This window comes from uncultured Corynebacterium sp. (genome assembly GCF_902782855.1).
Lineage (GTDB): Bacteria > Actinomycetota > Actinomycetes > Mycobacteriales > Mycobacteriaceae > Corynebacterium.
The window spans coordinates 1-24,525 of sequence record NZ_CACZOO010000345.1 but is presented as its reverse complement, the minus strand read 5'-3'; the positions used below and the strand labels follow the sequence as shown (position 1 = coordinate 24,525).

The following is a 24,525-nucleotide window of genomic DNA, read 5'->3' as shown; positions in this document are numbered from 1 at the left end:
CCGCGACGCGGTGGTCGCCATGGGCGGTAACGCTGACGACGTGAACCCGCTGAACCCGGCTGAGCTGGTCATCGACCACTCCGTGATCATCGAGGCCTTCGGTGACGCCGACGCCCTCGAGAAGAACGTGAACATCGAGTACCAGCGCAACGAGGAGCGCTACAAGCTCCTCCGTTGGGCCACCGGTGCCTTCGACAACTTCCGCGTCGTCCCCCCGGGAACCGGCATCGTCCACCAGGTGAACGTCGAGTACCTGGCCCGTACCGTCTTCGACAAGGACGGCCTGGCCTACCCTGACACCTGCGTCGGCACGGACTCCCACACCACCATGGAGAACGGCCTGGGTATCCTCGGCTGGGGCGTCGGCGGTATCGAGGCGGAGGCAGCCATGCTCGGCCAGCCGATCTCGATGCTCATCCCGCGCGTCGTCGGCTTCAAGCTCAGCGGTGAGATCCCCGCCGGCGTGACCGCCACCGACGTGGTGCTCACCATCACCGACATGCTGCGCCAGCACGGCGTGGTCGGCAAGTTCGTGGAGTTCTACGGCAAGGGTGTCGCTGAGCTTCCTCTGGCCAACCGCTCCACCATCGGTAACATGTCCCCTGAGTTCGGTTCCACCGCCGCGATCTTCCCGATCGACCGTGAAACCATCAACTACCTGCACCTGACCGGCCGTGACGAGGAGACCCTCGCCCGCGTCGAGGCGTACGCCAAGGAGCAGGGTATGTGGCTGGACCCGGAAACCGCCGAAGACAACGAGCCCACGTTCTCCGAGTACCTCGAGCTGGACCTGTCCACCGTCGTGCCGTCCATCGCCGGTCCGAAGCGACCGCAGGACCGCATCGAGCTGTCCGATTCGAAGGCGCAGTTCCGTAAGGACCTGCACAACTACACCGACAGCACCTCCGGCAACGCGGAGGCGCAGGATTTCGTGGCCGAGGGCGGCAATGTCGGTGGACACACCGGCAATCCGGCTTCCGCTGCGGACGCCAAGGGCAACCTGCCCTCCGCGGCGAGGGGTAACGAGGGTCGACCCTCCAACCCGATCGAGGTCAACTACAACGGCAGGGACATGGTCCTCGACCACGGTATGGTCGCCATCGCGTCCATCACCTCCTGCACGAACACCTCGAACCCGTCCGTGATGGTCGGTGCCGGCCTGCTCGCACGCAAGGCCGTCGCCAAGGGGCTCCAGTCCGCCCCCTGGGTCAAGACCACCCTGGCCCCGGGCTCCCAGGTCGTCACCGGCTACTTCGAGAAGGCCAACCTCTGGGACGACTTCGAGAAGCTGGGCTTCTACCTCGTCGGTTACGGCTGCACAACCTGCATCGGCAACTCCGGCCCGCTGCCGGAGCCGATCTCGAAGGGCATCAACGACGCCGACCTGGCCGCCACCGCGGTCCTGTCCGGCAACCGTAACTTCGAGGGTCGCATCTCCCCCGACATCAAGATGAACTACCTGGCGTCCCCGATCCTGGTCATCGCCTACGCGATCGCCGGCACCATGGACTTCGACTTCGAGACCCAGCCGCTCGGCCAGGACCAGGACGGCAACGACGTCTTCCTCAAGGACGTCTGGCCCTCCACCGAGGAGATCCAGGAGGTCATCGCGTCCTCTATCTCCCGTGAGCTGTACACCGCGGACTACGCGGACGTCTTCAAGGGTGACTACCGTTGGCAGTCCCTGCCCGTGCCGGAGGGGAAGACCTTCGCGTGGGACGACGCGTCCTCCTACATCCGCAAGGCACCGTACTTCGACGGCATGGAGCCCACCCCGGCCCCTGTCACCGACGTCCACGGCGCCCGCGTCCTCTGCCTCCTGGGCGATTCGGTCACCACCGACCACATCTCCCCGGCGTCTTCCATCAAGCCCGGTACCCCGGCCGCCCAGTACCTGGACTCCAAGGGTGTCGCGCGTAAGGACTACAACTCCCTGGGCGCCCGTCGTGGTAACCACGAGGTGATGGTCCGCGGTACCTTCGCGAACATCCGGCTGCAGAACCAGCTGCTCGACGGTGTCACCGGAGGCTACACCCGCGACTTCACCCAGGAGGGTGGCCCGCAGTCCTTCATCTTCGACGCCTCCGAGAACTACAGGGCGCAGGGCACTCCCCTGGTCGTCCTCGGTGGCAAGGAGTACGGCACCGGTTCCTCCCGCGACTGGGCGGCCAAGGGTACCCTGCTGCTGGGCGTCAGGGCCGTCATCGCCGAGAGCTTCGAGCGTATCCACCGCTCCAACCTCGTCGGCATGGGCGTGGTCCCGCTGCAGTTCCCGGCCGGTGAGTCCTGGAAGTCCCTGGGCCTCGACGGTACCGAGACCTTCGACATCGAAGGTATCGAGACCCTCAACGAGGGAGTCACCCCGGAGACCATCAAGGTCACCGCGACCAAGGTGGACGGGAGCGTCATCGAGTTCGACGCAGTCACCCGTATCGACACCCCCGGCGAGGCCGACTACTACCGCAACGGTGGCATTCTTCCGTACGTGCTCCGTAACATGATGAAGACCGTCTAGTCAGGCGACTCTTCTCCCGGAAGGGGCACGACGCATGCCGAAGGTCAGTGACATCGACCTTTCTGAGCGGCGGGCCGACATTCTGGCCGCAGCCCGTATGTGCTTCGTCACCTACGGGTATGACGGTGCCACCGTATCGCGGTTGGAGAAGGCCACCGGGAAGTCCCGGGGAGCCATCTTCCACCACTTCCGGAACAAGGAGACCCTGTTCCGGACGGTGGCGCACCGTGACATGCTCCGGATGACGGAGCTGGCGTCCTCCCGAGGCATGATCGGTCTCATCAGGTACATCCTGGAGGAACCCGATCTCGTGAACTGGTGGAGTCTCCGTGTGGAGATCACCCGGCGGATCCGCGTCGACGAGGAGCTCCGCACCACCTGGGACACCGACCAGCGGGCGCTTCGTGAAGCGGTCACCGCCCGGCTCACCGAGCAACGGGACAGTGGACGCATGCGGACGGACATCGATCTCGAGACGGCGATCCAGCTGCTGGAGCTGACCCTCGAGGGGGTCATGTCCCACCTCGGATCCGACAGGGTCAGCGACCGGCTCCCGGACGCCCTGGACCTTATCGAACAGTCACTGCGAGCCTGACGGCCCCGTTCACCAAGATCGAACGGAAGACAGCCCGCCACCCCGTACCCCGGGGTGGCGGGCCCGTCTGTCTCGCGAGGAATCCGGGGCGGTAGCATGGACGGAATGATCGCGATCATGACCGTCACCGGACGGGACCACACCGGCATCATCGCCGCCGTCTCCACCGCCTGCGCCGACCTCTCCATCAACATCCGCAACGTCTCACAGACGATCATGGACAAGTGGTTCACCATGATCCTCCACGTGGAGCTGCCCGACGACCTCGACGTCACCGCCGTCGACGAGCGTATGGCGCTGGTGGAGGACGAGCAGAAGCTCGTCATCACCATTCAGTCACAGGCCATCTTCGACGCGATGCACCACATCTGAGGGGACCGACCGAACAGATGACCGCCGCATTCCTCCCCTCCTCCTCGATTCTCGAGACCATCGCGATGATCCAGCGCTACCGGCTGGATATCCGGACCGTGACCATGGGTGTCAACCTCCTGCCCTGCGTCCGCGCGACCTCGGCCGCGACCTGTGACGCGGTCTATGACATGGTCACCACCCGTGCCCGTGACCTTGTCCCGGTCGCCAGGGGGATCGAGCGTGAGCTCGGGATCCCGATCGCCAACAAACGCGTCTCCGTCACCCCCGTCGCCATCGTCGCTTCCGCGGTGCCGGGCTGCGACCCGGTGGACATCGCCAGGGCGCTGGACCGCGCCGCCTCCGAGATCGGTGTCGATTTCATCGGCGGCTACTCGGCTCTCGTGGAGAAGGGTGGGACCGCCGGCGACAAGCGGCTCATCCGTTCCATCCCGGAGGCGCTCAGTGAGACCGATGTGGTGTGCTCCTCGGTGAACATCGGCTCCTCCCGTGCCGGCATCAACATGAACGCCGTGCGTGAGATGGGCGGGATCGTCCGTGGCTGCGCCGAGGCCACCGCTGACCGCGGGTCGATCGCCGCCGCCAAGCTCGTGGTCTTCTGCAATGCTGTCGGCGACAACCCGTTCATGGCGGGTGCTTTCCACGGTGTCGAGGAACCGGACTGTGTCATCAACGTCGGTGTATCCGGCCCCGGAGTCGTCGACCGTGCGGTCGCCGCGACGGGTGCGGATACCACCCTCAACGAGATCGCCGAGGAGATCAAGAAGGCGGCCTTCAAGATCACCCGCACCGGCCAGCTCGTCGGTACGATGGCGGCGGAGCGGCTGGGCGTCCCCTTCGGGATCGTCGACCTGTCACTTGCCCCCACCGCCGAGATGGGTGACTCGGTCGCACACATCCTGGAGCATATGGGACTTGACCAGGTCGGTACGCACGGCACCACTGCGGCCCTCGCTCTGCTCAACGACGCCGTGAAGAAGGGCGGCATGATGGCCTGCTCGCGGGTCGGCGGACTGTCCGGTTCCTTCATCCCGGTCAGTGAGGACGCCGGAATGATTGACGCGGTCCGCGCCGGTAGCCTGACCGTTGACAAGCTTGAAGCCATGACCGCCATCTGTTCGGTGGGTCTGGACATGATCGCGGTCCCCGGTGACACCCCCGCCACCGCCATCGCCGGCATGATCGCCGACGAGGCCGCCATCGGCATGATGAACCACAAGACCACTGCGGTACGTGTCATCCCGGCGATCGGTTGCGGTGTCGGTGAGGATGTCGACTTCGGTGGCCTGCTCGGGCACGCGCCGGTGATGCCGGTGCACACTGTCGGCAACGACGGCTTCATCGGTCGCGGGGGCTTCATCCCCGCCCCTGTCCACGGCTTCCGAAACTGACATGCCGGTCCTGTTCACGCACGCCCGCACCTCCACCCAGGTCGACGACCCCGGCGGGTTCCTGCGGGACGGTGCGTCCTCAGGCCGTTTCGACCTCCCCTCACCGGACGGGCCCGATGATTCGGCGGTGGCCGTCTCACTGCGATCCTCGGGCGCAGTGCCGACCGGCGGGATCCATGCCCTGGGCCTGTCGACTCCCCACCTCCTGCTGGTCGGTGTGACGGTCGTGCTGCTGGTTCTGGCGCTGACCTGCCTGGTGGCGGGAGGGCCTGTCGTGGCCCTGGTGTTCACCGTCTTTGCACTGGTCCTCGGTGTACTCACCCTGGTGTCCGTGCAGCGTCGCCGGGTGGGACTGCGCACGCTCGATGCGGCGTGGCGACAGGGGTGGGTCCGGTTCGCCCCGGCGAGAGTGGGCGCTGCCTGGCTCGACCGCGTTGTCCGTCACGGCCCGTCGACGGGTCCGCGAGGGGACCGTGGCCGCAACCAGGATGTCCGGTACTGGTTCCGCGCAGGGGTGGAGATCTTCCCCACCGACGGGACGGAACCGTTCACCGTGACCACGTCACCGTTCCAGGTGCTCGCGGACCGGGACGGGAAGCCGCACGGTCTGCGGACCGCCCCGGGACCGCTCGACCTCACCGAGCCCGAGTACTGCAACGGCTGGACCGTGGCGCGCTATATCGTCGGTTCGCCGGTGGAGTCCGCCACGGTGACCACCGGCCTCACCGACACCCAGATCCTCGCCGCCCTGGAGGCGGCCGGAATCCGGTGAGCGTCGTGGGCGCTCACGCCGCCTCGTCGGCCCGGTAGGCGGGAAGGTCTTGACGGACACCCGCGGCCCGGGTGCGGTCAGGTTGCGGAGGGTAGGGCCCGGATGGTGCCGGGCGATGGAGGCCCATGTCTTCCGGAACATCCGCCGCCGGGTGGTACGCTCCAGTGCTGCCGCGTCGACGGGCACCGGCGGGCGGACTCCGGTCTCCCCGGGGCCGGAACAGACCCTACGCCAGCTCCACGATCTCCATGTACGCGTCCGACCACAGATCTTCGTCTCCGTCCGGGAGTACGATAACGCGCTCGGGCTCCAGTGCCTTCACGGCTCCCGGATCGTGGGTGACCAGGACGACCGCCCCGGTGTAGGTGCGCAGGGCGTCCAGCACCTGCTCACGGGACTGCGGGTCGAGGTTGTTGGTGGGCTCATCGAGCAGCAGTACATTGGCCCGGGAACTGACCAACGTGGCCAGTGCCAGGCGGGTCTGCTCACCACCGGACAGGGTTCCGGCCGGCTGGTTGAGCTGCTCGCCGGAGAACATGAAGGCGCCTAGCAGGCCGCGGAGGTCCTGTTCATCGGAGTCCGGGCAGGCGCTGACGGTGTTCTCCCAGACGGTGGCGTCCGGGTCGATGGTGTCGTGTTCCTGGGCGAAGTAGCCGATCTTCAGACCGTGCCCGGAGACGATCCCGCCTTCCCCGTCAGTACGCTCCACTCCTGCCAACAGTTTGAGCAGGGTGGTCTTACCGGCGCCGTTGAAGCCGAGAACGACCACACGGGATCCTCTGTCGATCGCCAGGTCGACCCCGGCGAACACCTCCAGCGAACCGTACATCTTGGTCAGACCTTTGGCGAACATCGGGGTCTTGCCACAGGGGGCGGGCTCCGGGAACTTGATCGTCGCGAAGTGGTCCTCCTGACGGACCTCGTCGAGGTTGTCGATCATCTTGTCGGCACGGGCGAGCATCTGCTTGGCGGCGGCGGCTTTGGTGGCCTTGGCCCCCAGTTTCGCGGCCTGCTTACGCAGGGCGTCCGCCTTCTTCTCGGCGTTGGCCTTCTCACGGCGCCGACGCGCCTCATCGGTTGCCCGGGCGTCAAGGTACTTCTTCCACGTCATGTTGTAGACGTCCGCCTCGCCGCGGACGGCATCGAGGAACCAGACCTTGTTGACCACGTCATTGAGCAGGTCGACATCGTGGGAGATCATGACCAGACCGCCTTCGTGCTTCTGCAGGAAGCCGCGCAGCCAGTGGATCGAGTCCGCGTCGAGGTGGTTGGTCGGCTCGTCGAGCAGCAGGGTGGTCTGGGACCGTCCCGAGCCGGAGGTCGCGGCGAAGAGGATCTGTGCGAGCTCCACGCGGCGTCGTTGGCCACCGGAGAGCGTCTTGAGCTGCTGGTCCAGGACACGCTGCGGCAGACCGAGGCCGTCGCAGATCCGCGCGGCCTCGGAATCGGCCTCGTAGCCGCCGAGTGCGCTGTAGCGCTCCTCCAGGCGGCTGTACTTGATGATGGCGGCGTCCCGCTGGGCGTCGGTCCCGGACTCCATCAGCTCCTGCTGTCGGTCCATCGCGGAGCGCAGCTGGTCGAGACCACGTGCGGAGAGAATGCGGTCCTGGGCGGTCTGCTCGATATCGCCCTCCTTGGAGTCCTGCGGCAGATAGCCGATCTCGCCGGAGGTGATCACCTTGCCACCGTAGGGCTCGGTCTCCCCGGAGAGGATGCGCATGGTCGTGGTCTTGCCGGCGCCGTTCCGGCCGACGAGCCCGATCCGGTCCCCCGGTTGGACGCGGAGCAGCTGTCCGGGGGCGTTGAGGAGGGTGCGGGCCCCCACACGCACTTCAAGATCCTGGGTAACAATCACAACGGTCCAGCGTATCATGGAGTCTCCACCGGTCCGCACCCGCGCCGTGTACCCTTGTCCCCGGCATGTCACACCACCTCGCACACGGTCGTGGGGGTGGGCACCGCGCTCTCCACCTCCCGCCCAAGGAGAGAGATACCGTGACGGGATGTCCCGCGGGCGTCCCACCCCACACTTCCGCGTGGTCCCGGAGTCCCCTGTGTGACCCAACCTCCGAGGAGTCCTTTCCGGATCCCATGAAAAGTGATCCTTGTGGACATGAATGAATCTATCTGGCGGCGCGGTGTTTCGCCAGAGAAAAGTTAGTTCTTTTTCCCTGGGTTGTTACTCTGGGGGTGGTGGAAAAGCATCCGCGTGACAGAATATTTCCTCATGAAGTCTGTTCACCCAGGTCAGGTGCAGTTCGGCGTTGCCGCACCCGGCGGCGGGATACCCTGGCAGCGGGGGTAGAATCCTCGTCATGCACATTGCCGTTCTGGGCTTGGGGCCCGCCGGTGCCGTTCTCGCCCACCGCGCCGTGACCCGTGGCTGGACAGTGGACGGCTACGACCCCGCCTGTCGGGAGGTCGACGGCACCCCGACCCTGCCTGAGTGGCGCAGCACCTACGGCATACCGTTGGCAACGCTGCCGCACTGGGCCCGTACCCTCCTCCCCTTCGTCTCCATCTCTCCCGGCCTCAGTGCTCACACACCCGACCATCGGCACCTCGGCTACGGTGGGTACGGTGTCGTCGACCGGACAGAGGCCCGGCGTCGCCTGGCGCCCGGAATCCGGCTGCACCGACGCCGGGTGGACGCCCCGACCGTCGGACGCCTCGGCGTGGACGCCGTCGTCGACTGTCGGGGAGTCGTCGACCGCCCCGGTGCGGTACGGCAGATCGCCTACGGGCTTTTCCTGCCGACACCCGTCGCCCACAACGCCGGATACACCACCGCAGAGTTCATGGACTGGCGTCCGTCCCCGTGGACGGCAGCCGTTGCACCGGGCCCCGCAACGCCCAGCTTCCTCTACATCCAGGACGTCGGTGACCGGGTCCTCGTCGAGGAGACCGTCCTGGCCACCCGGACACCGTCCCGGGACATGCTGCCGGAACTGCGCCGTCGCCTGCTCTCCCGGCTCGGCGAGACTGCGGAGCACGCAACCGGTACCGAGATCGTCCACTTTCCCCTGGACCGTCGACGCCGCCCCTGGTACCTCGGTCCCGACCAGGACGGTGTCACCACATTCGGCGCGGCCGGGGGATTCACTCACCCTGCCACCGGCTATTCCGTGGCCGCCGCCATCGCCGCGGCGGACACGGTGCTCGACCAGCTCGCAGCCCACGTCACCGGGCGTCCGGTCCCCTGCCGCCGGAGGGTCTCTGCGGCGCTGGCCTGGCGACTCCGGCTTCTCGGCGGCGAGCTCGTCGTCCGTGCCGGTGCGGAGGTCCTCCCCCGCTTCTTCGACGCTTTCTTCCGCTTGCCCGTGCGCCTGCAACACGGATACCTCGAAGGGCAGGACGCCCTGGCGGTCACCGCCGCGATGGTCTCGCTGGCGCGGTTCCCGGCGGATGTCCTGCCCTTCCTCCTCCCACTGCCCAAGGCACTGTACTACACGCTGAAACCCAGGTAGCGGAGCTGCTCCCGGCCCTCCTCGTTGATCATGTGGGGGCCCCACGGCGGGGACCACACCCAGTTGATACGCAGTTCGGCGATCTGGTCGATGTTGCCGACCACGGCAGCCTGCGACTGGTCCTCGAGCATGTCGGTCAGTGGGCAGGCAGGTGAGGTGAGGGTCATGTTGATCACCGCGACGGAATCTCCCTCGCCCTCCACCCAGATATCGTAGACCAGACCGAGATCCACGACGTTGATGCCCAGCTCAGGGTCGATCACGTCGAGCATGTACTCCTCGATCTGGCCGGCGAGCTGTACCTGCTCCGGTGTCTGGTCCTTCGGCGGCTCAGGAACGTCGTTGAGCGGATTGGGGTCCATCTGCGGGGCGGTCGGCTCAGAGGTGGTGTTCTCGTCACTCACAGCGGCTGTCCTTTCAGTTCGGTCGGTGCGGGGTTTCAGCGGGTGGAAGTCGGACGGGGCACACCGGCGTCGAGGGCGGCGGCCTCGAAGGCCTTCCACCCCAGCAACGCGCACTTGACCCGGGCCGGGTACCGGGACACCCCGGCGAAGGCGATGCCGTCTCCGATCAGATCCTCGTCACCCTCCTCTTCACCTCGGCTGGTCACCATCTTCTCGAATTCCGCGAGCTTGGCGAAAGCCTGCCCGACGGGGAGCCCGATGATCTCCTCGGCCATGACCGAGGTGGAGGCCTGGCTGATCGAGCAGCCCTGGGCGTCGTACGAGACATCCTCGACGGTCTTCTGGTCGTCACTGAGGTGGACCCGCAGTGTCACCTCGTCACCGCAGGAGGTGTTGACATGGTGCACCTCGGCCTCGAACGGCTCGCGGAGTCCCGCATGCTGCGGGTTCTTGTAGTGGTCCAGGATGACCTCCTGGTACATCTGCTCGAGTTTCACGGTCAGTGTCTCGCTTTCTCCACCGGGGACGCCGGTGACTTACCGGGTGCCGAAGAAGTCCTGGGCGTGACGGACGCCGGCAACCAGCGCGTCCACCTCGTCGCGGGTGTTGTACAGGTAGAAGCTCGCCCGGGCGGTGGCCTGGACGCCGAGGCAGCGGTGCACCGGCCACGCACAATGGTGCCCGACGCGGATGCAGATCCCCTGGTCATCGAGGACCTGACCGAGATCATGCGGGTGGATACCGTCGACGACGAAGCTCACCGCCGACCCACGGTTGTCGGCGGTGGCCGGACCGATGATCCGCAATCCCCCGATCTCCTGCAGCTTCGCCAGGGTGTAGGCGGTGAGGTCGTGCTCGTGGGCGGCGACGGCGTCCATCCCGATGCTCTCGAGGTACTTCACCGCTGCGCCGAGTCCGACGACCTGGGAGGTCATCTGTGTACCGGCTTCGAACCGCTGGGGCGGGGCCGCGAAAGTCGTCTTCTCCATGGTCACCAGCTCGATCATGGAGCCACCGGTGAGGAACGGCGGGAGGGCGTCGAGCAGGGACTCCCTCCCGTACAGGACGCCGACACCGTTGGGCCCCAGCATCTTGTGTCCGGAGAAGGCGGCGAAGTCCACGTCGAGGGCGTGGAGGTCCACCGGCATGTGCGGCACCGACTGGCAGGCGTCGAGGACGAACAGCGCACCCACCGCGTGGGCGCGGCGCACGGCGTCATCGACATCGAGCTGGGCACCGGTGACATTCGACTGGTGGGTCAGGGCGACGACCTTCGTCCGCTCTGAGAGCTGGAGACTGTCAAGGTCGATCCGCCCGTCCGCGGTGGCGGTGTACCAACGCAGGGTCGCCCCGGTGCGCTGCGCCAGCTCCTGCCAGGGCACGAGGTTGGCGTGATGCTCGACCTCGGAGATGACGATCTCGTCACCCTCCCCGACCGCCAGGTCACCGCTGCGCGGGTCGCCCAGGATGAAGGCGACCTCGTTGAGCGCCTCGGTGGCGTTCTTGGTGAAGGCGATCTCGTGGGAACCGGCGCCCACGAAGCGGGCGATGGTCTCCCTGGCGTCCTCGTAGGCGTCGGTCGCCTCCTCGGCGATCTGGTAGGCGCCGCGATGGACGGGGGCGTTGTGCTCGGTGAGGAAGGTCCGCTCGGCATCGAGGACCTGCAGCGGCCGTTGGGCGGTCGCCCCGGAGTCCAGGTACACGAGTGGACGACCGTCACGGACGGTCCGCGAGAGGATCGGGAAATCCGCGCGAACCGCGGTGGTGTCCAGTGTCGTGATCATTCGGTGGTTCCCTCTTAGACCTTGTGGGTGTACTTCTCGTAGCCGTGCTCCTCCAGCTCCTCGGCGAGCTCCGGGCCACCGGACTCGACGATGCGGCCCTTTGCGAACACGTGCACGAAGTCTGGCTTCACGTAGTTGAGGATCCGCTGGTAGTGGGTGATCAGCAGCAGGCCCCCGTTCTCCCGCTCCCGGTAGTTGTTGATGCCCTGGGAGACGATGCGTAGCGCGTCGACGTCGAGACCGGAGTCGGTCTCGTCGAGGATGGCGAACTTGGGCTTGAGGAGACCGAGCTGCAGGATCTCGTGCCGCTTCTTCTCACCACCGGAGAAACCCTCGTTGACGGAGCGCTCCGAGAAGCTCGGGTCGATCTCGAGCTCGTCCATCGCATGACGCGCTTCCTTGACCCATGCCCGCAGCTTCGGGGCCTCGCCGCGCACGGCGGTGGCGGCGGAGCGCAGGAAGTTGGCCATCGAGACACCCGGCACCTCGACCGGGTACTGCATAGCGAGGAACAGTCCGGCGCGGGCACGCTCGGAGACATCCATGTCCAGCAGGTTCTCACCGTCGAGGAGGACCTCGCCCTCGGTGATCTCGTACTTCGGGTGGCCGGCGATGGCATACGACAAGGTGGACTTGCCGGAGCCGTTCGGCCCCATGATGGCATGGGTCTCACCGGAGTTGATGGTGAGGTTCACACCATGGAGGATCGGCTTCGGCTCCTCGCCCTCCTCCTGGGGGACGACCTGGGCGTGAACGTTCTTGATTTCGAGGGTGCTCATCGGGATGACGCTGCTTTCTTCTGCGGTTGGGGCTGTGGGACAGGACGGTGTGTCACAGGACGGTGTTGACGAGCTCCTGCTCTACAACGTCCTCGAGGCTGTCACGGACCTGCTCGACGGGCACCCGCCGGATGACGTCCGAGAAGAAGCCACGGATGATCAGGCGGCGGGCCTCGTTGTCGGGGATACCTCGGGACATGAGGTAGAACATGTGCTCGTCATCGAAACGGCCGACAGTCGCGGCGTGGCCGGCGCCGACGATCTGACCGGTCTGGATCTCCAGGTTCGGGATGGCGTCCGCGCGCGCACCACCGGTGAGCACGAGGTTGTTGTTCTTCTCATAGGTGTCGGTGCCTGTGGCGTCCGGCCGGATCAGGCAGTCCCCGATCCACACGGTGCGGGCCTCGGTGCCGTGACGGCCCTCCTCCCCCTGCAGCGCGCCCTTGTAGAGGACATTGGACCGGCAGTTCGGCTGACTGTGGTCGATGAGGAGCCGCTGCTCGAAGTACTGGCCGGAGTCGGCGAAGTAGACACCGAGCATCTCGGCGTCCCCGCCCGGCCCGGCGTAACGCACGTGCGGCAGGGAACGGACCACGTCACCGCCGAAGACGGCGGCGGTGTGGCGGATGGTGGCGTCCCGGCCGACGAGAATGTGCGAGTTCGACAGGTGCACGGCGGTGCGCCCCCAGTCCTCCCAGACGACGACGGTGAGCTTGGAACCGTCACCGAGCACGAACTCGAGGTTGTCGGAGTGCACACCGTCACCCTCGTAGCGGATGACGACGACGGCCTCGGCGAATGTGCCGAGGTCGACCACGGTGGTGCCGTAGGAGGTGACCTCGTCGCCGGCGCCGGTGACGACGATGTTGATCGGCTCTGTCAGGACAGCGTCCTTGTCGACACTGATGTGGTCGGCGACGGGGCAGTTGGTCCACGCCTCTGCGGCAGGACGGTCGACCGGGAGACCGGCGCGACCGACACGTGCATCGTCCATCGGTATCTCGGAGTAGGCGACACCGGCCTGACCTGCGGTGTCTACCGTGATCCGTTGGCGGGCAGCAGGGGCACCGTCGTTCTTCTGCAGTCCGCGCAGACGGCGCATGGGGGTGAAGCGCCAGTCCTCGTCCTTACCGTAGGGGACGGGGAAGTCCTCCGGGTTCGTGGACTGGAAACGGTCCCCCTTGGTGGGGGTCCGGTTCGCCGGAGTGAGAGTCGACCGGGTGGTCGGGGTGGTCATCGGGGTGGTCATTGTTCTAACCCACCGATCCTTCCATCTGCAGTTCAATCAGGCGGTTGAGTTCCAGCGCGTACTCCATCGGCAGCTCCTTGGCCACCGGCTCGACGAAGCCGCGGACGATCATCGCCATGGCCTCGTCCTCCTCCAGTCCCCGGCTCATCAGGTAGAAGAGCTGGTCCTCGGAGACCTGGGAGACCGTCGCCTCGTGGCCGAGGGTCACGTGGTCGTTGCGGATGTCGTTGTAGGGGTAGGTGTCCGACCGGGAGATCGAGTCCACCAGCAGGGCGTCACACTCCACGCTCGAGGTGGAGTGGTGGGCGTCCTTGTTGACCTGGACCAGGCCGCGGTAGGCGGCGCGACCACCGTTGCGGGCCACCGACTTCGAGACGATGGTGCTCGAGGTGTACGGCGCCATGTGGACCATCTTGCCGCCGGTGTCCTGGGTCTGTCCCTCACCGGCGAAACCGATGGAGAGCACAGTGCCCTTGGCGTGCGGACCGGTCATCCACACCGCCGGGTACTTCATCGTGATCTTCGAGCCGATGTTGCCGTCGACCCACTCCATGGTCGCACCCTCCTCGGCGCGGCAGCGTTGGGTCACCAGGTTGTAGACGTTGGTGGACCAGTTCTGGATGGTCGTGTACCGGCAGCGGCCGCCCTTCTTCACGATGATCTCGACGATCGCGGAGTGCAGCGAGTCCGACTGGTAGATCGGGGCGGTGCAGCCCTCGACGTAGTGAACGAAGGCACCCTCGTCGACGATGATCAGGGTGCGCTCGAACTGGCCCATGTTCTCGGTGTTGATCCGGAAGTACGCCTGCAACGGGATCTCCACGTGGACGCCCTTGGGGACGTAGACGAAGGACCCGCCGGACCAGACGGCCGTGTTCAGAGCGGCGAACTTGTTGTCGCCGGCCGGGACGACCGTACCGAAGTACTCCTTGAACAGGTCCGGGTGCTCCCGCAACGCGGTGTCGGTGTCGAGGAAGATGACGCCCTGGGCCTCCAGGTCCTCACGGATCTGGTGGTAGACGACCTCGGACTCGTACTGGGCGGCGACCCCGGCGACCAGGCGCTGCTTCTCCGCCTCGGGGATGCCGAGTTTGTCGTAGGTGTTCCTGATGTCCTCGGGCAGTTCCTCCCAGGAGGTGGCCTGCTTCTCTGTGGAGCGGACGAAGTACTTGAAGTCGTCGAAGTCGATGTCGTCGAGGTCCGCGCCCCAGGTCGGCATCGGCTTGCGTTCGAAGGTGTCGAGGGCCTTGAGTCGGCGTTCGAGCATCCACTCGGGTTCGTTCTTCTTCGCCGAGATCATCCGGACCACGTCCTCGGACAGTCCGCGCTGCGCCGTCTCACCGGCGAGATCGGAATCGTGCCAGCCGTACTCGTAGGCGCCGATGGAGTCGATGATCGCGTCATCCTGACGCAGTTTCTCCTGGTCCTTGGCCTGGCGCGCCTCTTCGACGGCGTCCGGCGGTGTCTGTGCTGCTTGAGTCATGTCAGCTCTCCTTCTGGGGGGAAGGGTGGATGGTGGTCAGCGGAATGTGGGTGGTGCAGATGCCGTTGCCGTCGGCGATGGTCGCCAACGGCTGGGTGTGCCGGCCGAGCAGTTCCGCGACTACCCGGTGTTCAGCGGCGCAGAGCTCCGGGAACTCGTGTGCCACGTCCTGGACGGGACAGTGGTGGCGGCAGATCTGGACGCCGCCGCCGGCATGGTCGACGGTGGCGGCGTACCCGCGTGCCGTCAGGGCGCCGGCGATGCTCCGGGCCTGTTCGACGACGGAACTGTCGGCCTCCGCGTCGACCCCGCTGAAGAGTTCCTCCATGCGGCGGTCGGCGAATCGTTCGACCGCGGCATCTCCGCCGGTCTCCCGCAGGGCCCGGAGGGCCAGCAGTGCCAGACTGTCGTAATCATGGCCGAACTGTCCCCGGCCGGCGTCTGTGAGCCGGAACAGTCGGGCCGGTCGACCGCGGCCGCGGGAACGGGCTGCTGTGGAACGGGGCGCCTCAACGGTCTCAGCGAGTCCGTCGGCGACGATATTGTCCAGGTGCCGACGGACACCGGCGGTGCTGAGACCCAGCGTGTCACCGATGTCGGACGCACTGACCGGGCCGTTCCGCAGGATCTGGGTGAGGATGGAACGCCGGGTGTCCCCCTCGCTCATCGTGCCCACCTCCTTGGTGTTGTGCCTGGTCCGGCCCGGAGCTCTTCCGGACCCGTCATGATTAGACAACAAGAGTGTGGCGTAATTCCTTCCCGTTGTCTAATAAGGGTAGGCTGAGCTGGAGTTTTCGAGCGTGCCCCGCTCCACGAATTACGCAACACCGGGGGCGCACCGGCGGCACCGGTAGACTGCCCGTGTGCCCCACCCAGACGAACCGGACCGCCCTGACACCGCAGGGCTGCGTTCCCTGCTCCCCGGCATCGGTGCCGCAGGATCGCGCAGTGCACTGCTCCACCGGGGTACAGCGGACACTTCCACCGGTTCCCCGGCACAGGCCGCCGCCACCGGACCGGTCCCCTTCACTCCCCGCGAACGCACCCGCTTCCGCACCGCGGCCTTCGCCGGAACCTTCGGAGCCGTCCTCGCCGCCCTCGGCGGCCTCGGCGCCGGGGCGGTTCCGGTGGTCGACAACAGCCTCTGGTCCCTGCCGGTGGTGGGCTTCCTGTCGTTGCTGCTGCACAGCACCACGGTCACCGTGTTCGTCGGGATCGGGTTCCTCGTCCTCGGCTGGCTGATGATGTGGCGCTACTGCATCCCCTCCGTCCGTGACGACGGGACCCCGTCCCCGGTCGCCCCGTTGCGGACGCTCTACCGGGTCCTCCTCGCCTGGGCGCTCCCGTTCGTCGTCACCGCCCCGCTGTTCACCCAGGACATCTACTCCTACCTGGCACAAGGGTCGATCGCGGCACAGGGACTCGACCCGTATTCCGGCGGACCGGCGGATTTGCTCGGTGTCGACGACCCGCTCGCCAGGTCGGTACCGCTCGTCTGGGCTCACTCGCCGGCGCCTTACGGCCCGGTGGCCGTGGGTATCGCCGCGGTGATCTCCCGGATCACCGGCGACACCGTCGGTGCCGCCGTGGTCCTGCACCGCCTGGTCGCCGTCCTCGGCGTCGTCCTCGCCGCGTGGGCCGTGGTGCGGCTCGCCCGCCGCTGCGGCATCCGGCCACAGGCGACACTGTGGCTCGGCGTCCTCAACCCGTTGGTCCCGCTGCACCTCATCGGCGGCCTGCACAACGAGGCCCTGATGATGGGTCTGCTGCTCACCGGTCTGGAGCTCTCCCTGAAGTCCACCGACCGGCTCACCGATCTCGGCACCTGTCGCCGGGTGACGGCCGGGGTATGCGGAATGGTGCTCATCAGCTGCGCGGGCATGGTCAAGGTCACCGCCTTTCTCGCCTTGGGTTTCGCCGGGGTGGCACTGGCCCGCTATCTCGGCGGACGCCTGCGCGACCTCGCCGTCGCCGCCGGTGTCTTCCTCACCGGCGCGCTCGTCGTGGTCCTGCTGTTCTCCCTGGGCACCGGTCTCGGACTCGGCTGGGTGACCGTCCAGGGGGGCGCGGCCGACGTCGTCAGCTGGATGTCGGTCACCTCCGACGCCGGTCTGTTGTCAGGCACGGTCGGCGAGAGACTCGGACTCGGCGACCACACCGACGTCGCGCTCGGTGCCGCGCGGACCGTCGGCCTGTGCATCGGCGCCTTCTGGGTCGTGCGCATGCTCTGGGCCGCCTTCCGCGGCACGATCCACCCTGTCGGAGGCCTCGGCGTGGCCACCTTCTTCCTGGTCGTGTTCTTTCCTGTCGTCCACCCCTGGTACCTCCTCTGGGCGATCATGCCGTTGGCGGCGTGGGCGGACCGCCCGGTGTTCCGGGTTGCGGTCGGAGCGATCTCCACAGTGCTCAGTTTCTTCGTCCTCCCGCGCGGCCTCAATCTGCCGCCCTCGACGGTCTCCCTGATCTACGTGATGTTCATCATCTTCTTTCTCGTGCTACTGGTCATCGGCGCCATGCTTTACCGCCGTGTCCGTGCCGCCGACTACAGTGGATCGCCGTGAGAAGTGAATCCACCCCGGTCGATGGGCCGGTGCTCCAGCTCCGCGGCGTCGTCAAACGCTTCGGCCCGGTGACCGCCGTTGACGGCCTCGATCTTCAGCTGGGACGCGCGGAAGTCCTCGCGCTCCTCGGCCCCAACGGTGCCGGGAAGACCACGACCGTCGAGATGTGTGAGGGGTTCATCACCCCGGACGCAGGTACCGTGAGTGTGCTCGGGCTCAACCCGGTCACCGAGGCCGACCGCCTGCGCACCCGTATCGGCATCATGCTCCAGGGCGGCGGGGCATACCCCGGCGTCCGCGTCGGGGAGATGCTGCGGCTCGCGGCGTCCTACTCCGCCGATCCGCTCGATCCTGACTGGCTCCTTGAGACCGTGGGACTCGCCGGCCACGAGAAGTCCAACTACCGCCGGTTGTCCGGCGGGCAGCAGCAACGGCTCTCGCTCGCGCTCGCTCTGGTGGGGCGTCCGGAACTGGTCTTCCTCGACGAGCCGACCGCCGGGTTGGACGCCCAGTCACGCCTCGCCGTCTGGGACCTCATCGCCGCGCTGCGCCGGGACGGGGTCTCCGTGGTGCTCACCACACACCTCATGGATGAGGCGGAGGCACTGGCGGACAAGGTGGTCATCATAGATCACGGAGCCGTCGTCGCCCAGGGTTCCATCTCCGAACTCACCAGCACCGCCGACCCGGTGATCTCGGTGTGCTGCGGCTCACCGGTCGATCTCGCGGCACTGGAGGACCGGCTGGCGGACCCCCGGATCATCGTCAGTTCAGTGCGCCCGGACCGGTTCACGGTCACCGCACCGGTCTCGCCGGAACTCATCGCCGCGCTGACCGCCGCCATGGCGGGCCAGAGCACCCTCGTCACCTCACTGAGCGTGGAACAGCGCAGTCTAGAGAGCGTCTTCCTCGACATCACCGGACGGGAGATCCGAGCATGAGCCCCACCCGACACACCACCGATCGCTTCGCCCCCGGCACCTTCAGCCCCCGGCCGGCGCCGGCCCCTGCGGCGAAGTTGCTGCGCGCTCAGGCGAGAATCGAGAGCCTGCTGTTCCTCCGGCACGGTGAACAGCAGCTTCTCACCCTGGTGATCCCGGTGGGCATGCTCATTGTCTTCAGTCTGCTTCCGGTCACCGACTTCGACGATCCGGTGGACCAGATCTACCCGATGACTCTCGGTATCGCGCTCATGGGTGCCGGATTCACCGGCCAGTCCATCGCCGTGGCGTTCGACCGCCGCTACGGCGCACTGAAACGCATCGGTGCGTCCGGAGTCCCGACCTGGGCGCTGATCGGTGGGAAACTCGCCGCCGTGCTCTCCGCCGTCACCGTCCAGCTGGTTCTGCTCACCACCATCGCCGTGTTCCTCGGCTGGCGTCCCGACCTGGTGGGGACACTGCCCGCTGCCGTGTTCATCCTCATCGGTGCCGCCACCTTCACCTCGCTGGGACTGCTGCTCGGTGGGACGCTGGGGTCCGACCTGGTCCTCGCCCTCGGCAACACGCTCTGGTTCCTGCTCATGGGAGCAGCAGTCGTCACCGTACTCGACCCCGAACTACCGGAAGCCGCCACCGACGTCCTGGACCTGCTCCCCTCGGTCGCGCTCACCCACGGTCTGGTGGACGCCGCCGCCGGCTCCTTCAACGTCCCGTCGCTCATCATCCTGCTCGTGTGGGGTGTGGGGGGTACCCTCGCCGCACTGCGCTGGTTCTCGTTCACGATGGACGGGGACTAGACTCAGGGGCCGTGACGACGACGCCCGAGACTTCCCAGACGACCCCGCCGGCGACTCCGGCACCAGGAGCTCCCCCGGCCGATGTGGCGGAGGCCCTGGTGAGAATGAGGGAGCGGACGGCGCAGACGCGCAACGGCTTCCACCGGGGCATCCTCGCCTTCTACACCGCGATTCTGCGCCTGTGCCGACGGCTGCCTGTCCCCACCGTCCGACGCCAGTGGCTCTACGCGGTGATCCTGATGTGCTGCCAGGGCGGCATCACCTTCACCGGCTCGCTGGTCCGGGTGACCGGATCCGGGCTCGGCTGCCCCACCTGGCCGCAGTGCCAGCCCGGATCGCTGGTCCCCGAGTCAGGCGCCGCGCCCGCCGTCCACCAGGCCATCGAATTCGGCAACCGGCTGCTCACCTTCGTGGTCTCCGTCGCCGCGATCCTCGCTTTCCTGGCCGTGCTCCGTGCCGCCCGCCGGTCCAGCATCCAGCACCTCGCCTTCCTCCAGGGCATCGGCATCATCGTCCAGGCGGTTCTCGGCGGCATCACCGTCCACATGGACCTGGCCTGGTGGATGGTGATGGCGCACTTCCTGCCGTCGATGCTGCTGACCTTCTTCGCCGCGGTACTGGTGGTCAAGGTGGGCGAGCCTGACGACGGTCGGCGACGTTCCGGTATGCCCGCACCACTGCGGTGGGCCACCTGGATCTCCGCGGCGTCCTTGGCCGTGGTGCTCATCACCGGCACGATGACGACCAGTTCCGGTCCGCATGCCGGCGACGACGCCATCAAGGAATCCGACCGTCTCCAGATCCCGCTGATCGAGATGGCGAACCTCCACGCCCACGGCATGTACCTCTACCTCGGAGTTACCGTCGGACTGCTCGCAGGCCTCTTCGCGGTGCGCGTGGACCGTCGGATCCTCACAGTCTCGGGCTGGTTGATCGTCGGCATCGTACTGCAGGCCGTCGTCGGCATCGTGCAGTACAACATGAACGTCCCACGGTGGACGGTGCCGTTGCACGTGATCGGCTCCGCGATACTCACTGCCGCCACCGGTCTGCTGTGGGCGATGCGGTTCCGGCGCGGGGACGCTGCTCTCGACCGCGACTTCGACAACTGGGACGCTTCAACGGGACCGGCGGAACTGACCGGTTCACCCCGCGACGCCACCCACTGACCGGATCTCCGGGTTCTTCCCGCCGGTTGTTCCCCCGGGCCCTGCAGACATCCGTCTGCGGGGCCTGATCCGTCTGACGGGAATGTGGCCCCGGTCGGAGTCGCAGTAAGGTGCGCCCCGGACCCGCTACGGTACGTTCTTCCCCACCTCCCCACCTGCGGAAACCGGGCTGGGAGACATCGTGGCCCACCTGCCAGGCCTGGCGATGAGTAAGACCGCTGACCTGTATCCCGGGCAGTCCAAGACCGATCCCCGGGACGCGTTCATCATCGCCGACACCACCCGCACGATCAACCGGGTGCGCAGTGTCCTGGTGCAGATCGGCGTGGGTTGCGTCGAACTGCCATGGGGCATCGGGGTCGTGCTATGCCAGGAAGCGGGCCGAGGGCAAGCGGCACAACGGAAGCGGTGATGTGCCTGGCATGTCGACGGTGCAACGTCATCTTCGCGATGCCGGCCTGCGGTGAGTTCTTCCGGGAGCTGCCGTCCAGTCAGAGCATGTCTGCGATGGTCTGAAGTCCGATCACCGCATCCACCGACAGTCCCACGAACAGGATCGAGAGGTAGTTGTTGGACAGGAAGAAGAGGTTCATCGGCTTGACCTTCACGCCCTTCTTGACACCGTTGTGCAGCCCCTGCGCCCGGATGATGAACCAGGAACCACTGACAACGGCAACGACCGCGTAGACCCAGCCTGCTGCGGGCACCAGCAGCAGGGAACAGATCACGGTGGCCCAGGTGTACCAGAGGATCTGCCTGGTGACCTCCAACGGAGGCTTCACCACGGGCATCATGGGTACACCGGCGGCCTCGTAGTCCTCGCGGTAGCGCATACCGAGTGCCCAGGTGTGGGGCGGCGTCCAGAAGAAGATGATGAGGAACAGGACCAGGGCCTGCGCCCAGGAATCCCAGCCTGCGTGGAACGCACCGCCCGTGGCGTCGGTCGTGGTGGCCCAGCCGACCATCACCGGCATGCAGCCGGCAGCCCCTCCCCAGATGACGTTCTGCCAGGTGCGCCGTTTCAGCCACTTCGTGTAGACGAAGATGTAGAAGGCGATGGTGACCAGGATGAACACCGCAGCCAACCACGAGTCGCACAGCAGCCAGAGCCACAGTACGCTGGCGACCGTCAGTGACCACGCGAACACCGTCGCCTGCCCCTTGGTGACGGTGTGCTTGGCCAGTGGACGGCGGTGGGTGCGCCGCATGACCTGGTCAATGTCGTAGTCGGCGATCATGTTGAAAGAGTTCGCCGCCGCAGCCCCCATCCATCCGCCGACGAGCGTCAGCAGGACGAGACCGAGATCGATCTCACCACGCTGGGCCTGGAGCATCGACGGGATGGCGGCAACCAGGAGCAGCTCGATGACCCGTGGTTTGGTCAGCGAAATGTACGCCTTGATCTTCTCCACGGGTCTTCTGTCCTCCGTACGCCACCGTCATGTCGCCGTCTCACGGCGGCGCTGCCAGACCGTCAGGTTACCCGAGTGCCCGCGGTGACCGGAAACCGCCGTACCACGGCACCACGGGAGCTGCCGGGGATCTACACTGTCTGGGTACAATACTCCCGTATCAGGAAGGCAGTACCAGCGTGACTCTCCCCCCGGAACTCGAATCCCGTACCGTCCGGAATTACCCGGACGACTGGACAGAGCTGGACACCCGGGCGGTCGACACCGCACGCGTGCTCGCAGCGGACGCCGTCGAGAACTGCGGTTCGGGACACCCCGGCACCGCCATGTCCCTCGCCCCCCTGGCCTACACCCTCTACCAGCGTGTACTTCGGCACGATCCGTCCGACCCGTCCTGGGTCGGCCGCGATCGCTTCGTGCTGTCCGCGGGTCACAGCTCACTGACCCAGTACATCCAGCTCTATCTCGGCGGATTCGGCCTGGAACTCGACGACCTCAGGGCGTTGCGCACCTGGGGTTCACTCACTCCGGGTCATCCCGAGGTCGGCCACACCGCAGGTGTGGAGATCACCACCGGTCCGCTCGGTCAGGGCCTGGCGTCCGCCGTGGGCATGGCCATGGCCGCCCGCCGCGAGCGTGGTCTGCTGGACCCGGGAACTCCGGCCGGTGAATCCCCGTTCGACCATCGCATCTACGTCATCGCCTCTGACGGCGACATGCAGGAGGGCGTCACCGCCGAGGCGTCCTCACTGGCTGGCACCCAGCAGCTCGGTAACCTCATCGTGTTCTGGGACGACAACTCGATCTCCATCGAGGACAACACTGACATCGCCTTCACCGAGGACGTCGTCGCACGTTACGCCGCCTACGGCTGGCAGACCCTCGAGGCCAACGCCGAGGATGTCACCGGTATCCTTGCGGCCGTCGATGAGGCGCAGGCGGACACCTCCCGCCCGAGCTTCATCCGGATCCGCTCGGTCATCGGCTACCCCGCCCCGACCAAGATGAACACCGGTGGCGTCCACGGTGCCGCCCTGGGCGCCGATGAGGTCGCCGGGGTGAAGAAGGCGCTCGGTTTCGACCCCACGGAGAGTTTCGCCGTCGCCGACGAGGTGATCGCGCACACCCGTGAACTCGGAGCGCGCGCCGCCGCGGACCGCGCCGCGTGGCAGCAGAGGTTCGACGCCTGGGGCGCAGCCGATCCGGAGCGCAAGACTCTCCTCGACCGGCTGACCGCCCGGGAACTGCCGTCCGGGTTCGACGCCGACCTACCGACCTGGGAGGCCGGAGCGTCGGTCGCGACACGCAAGGCCTCTGAGGCTGCGCTGCAGGTCCTCGGCGCGACGCTGCCCGAGCTGTGGGGCGGCTCCGCCGACCTCGCCGGTTCGACCAACACGATCATCAAGGGCTCACCCTCCTTCGGCCCGGAGTCCATCTCCACCGACGCCTGGACCGCGGAGCCCTACGGCCGTAACCTGCATTTCGGCATCCGGGAGCACGCCATGGGTGCGATCCTCAACGGCATCGCGCTGCATGGCGGCACCCGCCCCTACGGCGCGACCTTCCTCCAGTTCGCCGACTACATGCGCGGCGCAGTCCGCCTGGGCGCCCTGATGAGCACCGACGTCTACCACGTGTGGACGCATGATTCCATCGGCCTCGGTGAGGACGGCCCGACCCACCAGCCGGTCGAGCATCTCGCTGCGCTGCGCGCCATCCCGAATCTCTCGGTGATCCGCCCCGCCGACGCGAACGAGGCCGTCCAGGCCTGGGCTGCGGCGCTGAAAGCGCCGGCCGCGCCGAAGGCACTCATCCTCACCCGGCAGAACGTCCCGGTGCTCGAGGGCACCGCGCAGAAGGCCGCTGCGGGTGTCACCCGCGGGGCCTACGTCCTCGTCGAGTCCTCCACCGAGGTTCCGCAGGTCATTCTGCTGGCCACCGGTTCCGAGGTGCAGCTCGCTGTGGCGGCCGCCGCAACCCTGGGGGCGGAGGGCATCGGCGTCCGCGTCGTCTCCGTGCCGTGCATGGAGTGGTTCGAGGCCCAGGACGCCGCCTACCGTGAGTCGGTGCTGCCCGCCGCCGTCACCGCCAGGGTCTCCGTCGAGGCCGGTATCGCCATGCCGTGGAAGGCCTACACCGGCCTCACCGGCGTGAACATCTCCCTTGAGCATTTCGGCGCCTCCGCCGACTACAAGACCCTCTACCGGGAGTACGGCATCACCGCTGAGGCCGTGGCGGACGCCGCCCGCTCCCAGATCTGATCCGACTCTCCCCTCCCCGAAAGCTGGTATTTCGTCCGATGTCCTCCTCCACCACCCCTGTAGCCGACCTCGCTGCCGCCGGTACCTCGGTCTGGCTCGACGACCTGTCCCGCGACCGGATCACCTCCGGTAACCTCGCCGAACTCATCAGCACCTCCGGCGTGGTCGGCGTGACCACCAACCCCGCCATCTTCGCCTCCGCGATGTCGAAAGGCACCGCCTACGACGCACAGATCGCCGAACTCAGGGCCACCGGCGCTGACGCCACCGAGGCCGTGTTCACCATGGCCGTCGATGACGTCCGGGACGCCTGTGACATCTTCGACGACGTCTACCGTGACTCCGCCGGCGTCGACGGCCGGGTCTCCATCGAGGTCGACCCCCGTCTGGCGGGGGACCCCGGGGAGACCATCGCCCAGGCGAAGGACCTGCGTGAGCGCGTCGGGCGCGAGAACGTGATGATCAAGATCCCCGCCACCGACGCCTCGCTGCCCGCCGTGTCGGATGCGCTGGCCGACGGCATCTGCGTCAACGTCACCCTGATCTTCTCCCTCGAGCGCTACCGCCAGGTGG

21 protein-coding genes and 2 pseudogenes are annotated in these 24,525 nt (G+C 67.0%); 14 read left to right on the top strand and 9 right to left on the bottom strand.

All coding sequences use genetic code 11. The annotated features are described in order from the left end of the window. The 5 genes from acnA to QZV72_RS14025 all read left to right on the top strand — a co-directional run. Positions 1–2,515, top strand: a 2,515-nt coding sequence (gene acnA / locus QZV72_RS14045) for an aconitate hydratase AcnA (protein WP_297009296.1), incomplete at its 5' end; no start/stop codon positions are given. 34 nt (positions 2,516–2,549) lie between these two features. Further along, complete coding sequence (locus tag QZV72_RS14040) at positions 2,550–3,110, top strand: TetR/AcrR family transcriptional regulator (RefSeq protein ID WP_297009295.1); 561 nt, start codon at positions 2,550–2,552, stop codon at positions 3,108–3,110. A gap of 105 nt (positions 3,111–3,215) precedes the next feature. Continuing rightward, positions 3,216–3,482, top strand: coding sequence for an ACT domain-containing protein (locus QZV72_RS14035; RefSeq protein WP_297009294.1), 267 nt, complete (start codon positions 3,216–3,218; stop codon positions 3,480–3,482). Positions 3,483–3,499: 17 nt separating this feature from the next. Next, positions 3,500–4,873, top strand: coding sequence for a PFL family protein (locus tag QZV72_RS14030; protein WP_297009293.1), 1,374 nt, complete (start codon positions 3,500–3,502; stop codon positions 4,871–4,873). 1 nt (position 4,874) lies between these two features. Beyond that, complete coding sequence (locus QZV72_RS14025) at positions 4,875–5,645, top strand: hypothetical protein (RefSeq protein WP_297009292.1); 771 nt, start codon at positions 4,875–4,877, stop codon at positions 5,643–5,645. 226 nt (positions 5,646–5,871) lie between these two features. Here the strand turns inward: QZV72_RS14025 and QZV72_RS14020 are convergent, their stop codons facing one another. Beyond that, positions 5,872–7,500, bottom strand: coding sequence for an ABC-F family ATP-binding cassette domain-containing protein (locus tag QZV72_RS14020; RefSeq protein ID WP_297009291.1), 1,629 nt, complete (start codon positions 7,498–7,500; stop codon positions 5,872–5,874). A gap of 460 nt (positions 7,501–7,960) precedes the next feature. On the opposite strand from QZV72_RS14020, the gene QZV72_RS14015 reads away from it, so the two are divergent. Continuing rightward, positions 7,961–9,112 (top strand): lycopene cyclase family protein, encoded by a 1,152-nt coding sequence (locus tag QZV72_RS14015; protein ID WP_297009290.1) that lies wholly within the window; start codon positions 7,961–7,963, stop codon positions 9,110–9,112. Here QZV72_RS14015 and QZV72_RS14010 read toward each other — a convergent pair. Genes QZV72_RS14010 through QZV72_RS13980 form a run of 7 tightly spaced genes read right to left on the bottom strand, consistent with a single transcriptional unit; the run spans position 9,091 to position 15,478 of the window. Further along, positions 9,091–9,516, bottom strand: a complete 426-nt coding sequence (locus QZV72_RS14010; RefSeq protein ID WP_297009289.1) for a metal-sulfur cluster assembly factor — start codon at positions 9,514–9,516, stop codon at positions 9,091–9,093. The genes QZV72_RS14015 and QZV72_RS14010 overlap by 22 nt on opposite strands. 35 nt (positions 9,517–9,551) lie before the next feature. Continuing rightward, positions 9,552–10,013 carry a Fe-S cluster assembly sulfur transfer protein SufU gene (sufU, locus tag QZV72_RS14005; protein ID WP_297009287.1) on the bottom strand — a complete coding sequence of 154 codons (462 nt, stop codon included), beginning with the start codon at positions 10,011–10,013 and terminating at the stop codon, positions 9,552–9,554. 39 nt (positions 10,014–10,052) lie between these two features. After that, positions 10,053–11,300 carry a cysteine desulfurase gene (locus QZV72_RS14000; RefSeq protein WP_297009286.1) on the bottom strand — a complete coding sequence of 416 codons (1,248 nt, stop codon included), beginning with the start codon at positions 11,298–11,300 and terminating at the stop codon, positions 10,053–10,055. 14 nt (positions 11,301–11,314) lie between these two features. Next, positions 11,315–12,079 (bottom strand): Fe-S cluster assembly ATPase SufC, encoded by a 765-nt coding sequence (sufC, locus tag QZV72_RS13995; protein WP_297009284.1) that lies wholly within the window; start codon positions 12,077–12,079, stop codon positions 11,315–11,317. 52 nt (positions 12,080–12,131) lie between these two features. Beyond that, on the bottom strand, positions 12,132–13,328 hold the full coding sequence (gene sufD, locus QZV72_RS13990) for a Fe-S cluster assembly protein SufD (protein WP_297009282.1): 1,197 nt from the start codon (positions 13,326–13,328) through the stop codon (positions 12,132–12,134). A 4-nt stretch (positions 13,329–13,332) separates the two neighbouring features. Continuing rightward, complete coding sequence (sufB, locus tag QZV72_RS13985; RefSeq protein ID WP_297009281.1) at positions 13,333–14,811, bottom strand: Fe-S cluster assembly protein SufB; 1,479 nt, start codon at positions 14,809–14,811, stop codon at positions 13,333–13,335. A gap of 1 nt (position 14,812) precedes the next feature. Next, complete coding sequence (locus tag QZV72_RS13980) at positions 14,813–15,478, bottom strand: metalloregulator ArsR/SmtB family transcription factor (RefSeq protein WP_297009280.1); 666 nt, start codon at positions 15,476–15,478, stop codon at positions 14,813–14,815. A 196-nt stretch (positions 15,479–15,674) separates the two neighbouring features. On the opposite strand from QZV72_RS13980, the gene mptB reads away from it, so the two are divergent. From mptB to QZV72_RS13950, 6 genes and pseudogenes are all read left to right on the top strand, one after another. Further along, on the top strand, positions 15,675–17,372 hold the full coding sequence (gene mptB / locus QZV72_RS13975) for a polyprenol phosphomannose-dependent alpha 1,6 mannosyltransferase MptB (RefSeq protein ID WP_297009278.1): 1,698 nt from the start codon (positions 15,675–15,677) through the stop codon (positions 17,370–17,372). Beyond that, on the top strand, positions 17,369–18,313 hold the full coding sequence (locus QZV72_RS13970; RefSeq protein WP_297009276.1) for an ABC transporter ATP-binding protein: 945 nt from the start codon (positions 17,369–17,371) through the stop codon (positions 18,311–18,313). Before mptB ends, QZV72_RS13970 begins: the two co-directional genes overlap by 4 nt. Continuing rightward, entirely contained in the window at positions 18,310–19,110 is an 801-nt protein-coding gene (locus tag QZV72_RS13965; RefSeq protein ID WP_297009274.1) for an ABC transporter permease, read from the top strand. The genes QZV72_RS13970 and QZV72_RS13965 overlap by 4 nt, the downstream gene beginning before the upstream one ends. Positions 19,111–19,214: 104 nt before the next feature. Then, entirely contained in the window at positions 19,215–20,279 is a 1,065-nt protein-coding gene (locus tag QZV72_RS13960) for a heme A synthase (protein WP_297009297.1), read from the top strand. A gap of 181 nt (positions 20,280–20,460) precedes the next feature. Then, positions 20,461–20,589, top strand: a pseudogene (locus QZV72_RS13955) (transposase); the annotation flags it as partial. A 55-nt stretch (positions 20,590–20,644) separates the two neighbouring features. After that, positions 20,645–20,795: pseudogene (locus QZV72_RS13950) on the top strand (IS110 family transposase); the annotation flags it as partial. Here QZV72_RS13950 and QZV72_RS13945 read toward each other — a convergent pair. Further along, positions 20,771–21,691 (bottom strand): heme o synthase, encoded by a 921-nt coding sequence (locus tag QZV72_RS13945; RefSeq protein ID WP_297009272.1) that lies wholly within the window; start codon positions 21,689–21,691, stop codon positions 20,771–20,773. The pseudogene QZV72_RS13950 and the gene QZV72_RS13945 sit on opposite strands and share 25 nt — an antisense overlap. A gap of 179 nt (positions 21,692–21,870) precedes the next feature. On the opposite strand from QZV72_RS13945, the gene tkt reads away from it, so the two are divergent. Further along, positions 21,871–23,952, top strand: coding sequence for a transketolase (gene tkt, locus QZV72_RS13940; protein WP_297009270.1), 2,082 nt, complete (start codon positions 21,871–21,873; stop codon positions 23,950–23,952). A gap of 38 nt (positions 23,953–23,990) precedes the next feature. Continuing rightward, on the top strand, positions 23,991–24,525 hold a 535-nt coding region (locus QZV72_RS13935; RefSeq protein ID WP_297009268.1), incomplete at its 3' end, for a transaldolase family protein.

Coding starts and splice junctions, on each gene's coding strand:
- sufC (WP_297009284.1), bottom strand. CDS start 12,079: ATGAGCACCCTCGAAATCAAGAACGTTCACGCCCAGGTCGTCCCCCAG.
- sufB (WP_297009281.1), bottom strand. CDS start 14,811: ATGACTCAAGCAGCACAGACACCGCCGGACGCCGTCGAAGAGGCGCGC.
- QZV72_RS14025 (WP_297009292.1), top strand. CDS start 4,875: ATGCCGGTCCTGTTCACGCACGCCCGCACCTCCACCCAGGTCGACGAC.
- QZV72_RS14040 (WP_297009295.1), top strand. CDS start 2,550: ATGCCGAAGGTCAGTGACATCGACCTTTCTGAGCGGCGGGCCGACATT.
- QZV72_RS13965 (WP_297009274.1), top strand. CDS start 18,310: ATGAGCCCCACCCGACACACCACCGATCGCTTCGCCCCCGGCACCTTC.
- QZV72_RS13980 (WP_297009280.1), bottom strand. CDS start 15,478: ATGAGCGAGGGGGACACCCGGCGTTCCATCCTCACCCAGATCCTGCGG.
- QZV72_RS13960 (WP_297009297.1), top strand. CDS start 19,215: ATGAGGGAGCGGACGGCGCAGACGCGCAACGGCTTCCACCGGGGCATC.
- QZV72_RS14000 (WP_297009286.1), bottom strand. CDS start 11,300: ATGATCACGACACTGGACACCACCGCGGTTCGCGCGGATTTCCCGATC.
- QZV72_RS14035 (WP_297009294.1), top strand. CDS start 3,216: ATGATCGCGATCATGACCGTCACCGGACGGGACCACACCGGCATCATC.
- QZV72_RS14015 (WP_297009290.1), top strand. CDS start 7,961: ATGCACATTGCCGTTCTGGGCTTGGGGCCCGCCGGTGCCGTTCTCGCC.
- sufD (WP_297009282.1), bottom strand. CDS start 13,328: ATGACCACCCCGATGACCACCCCGACCACCCGGTCGACTCTCACTCCG.
- QZV72_RS14030 (WP_297009293.1), top strand. CDS start 3,500: ATGACCGCCGCATTCCTCCCCTCCTCCTCGATTCTCGAGACCATCGCG.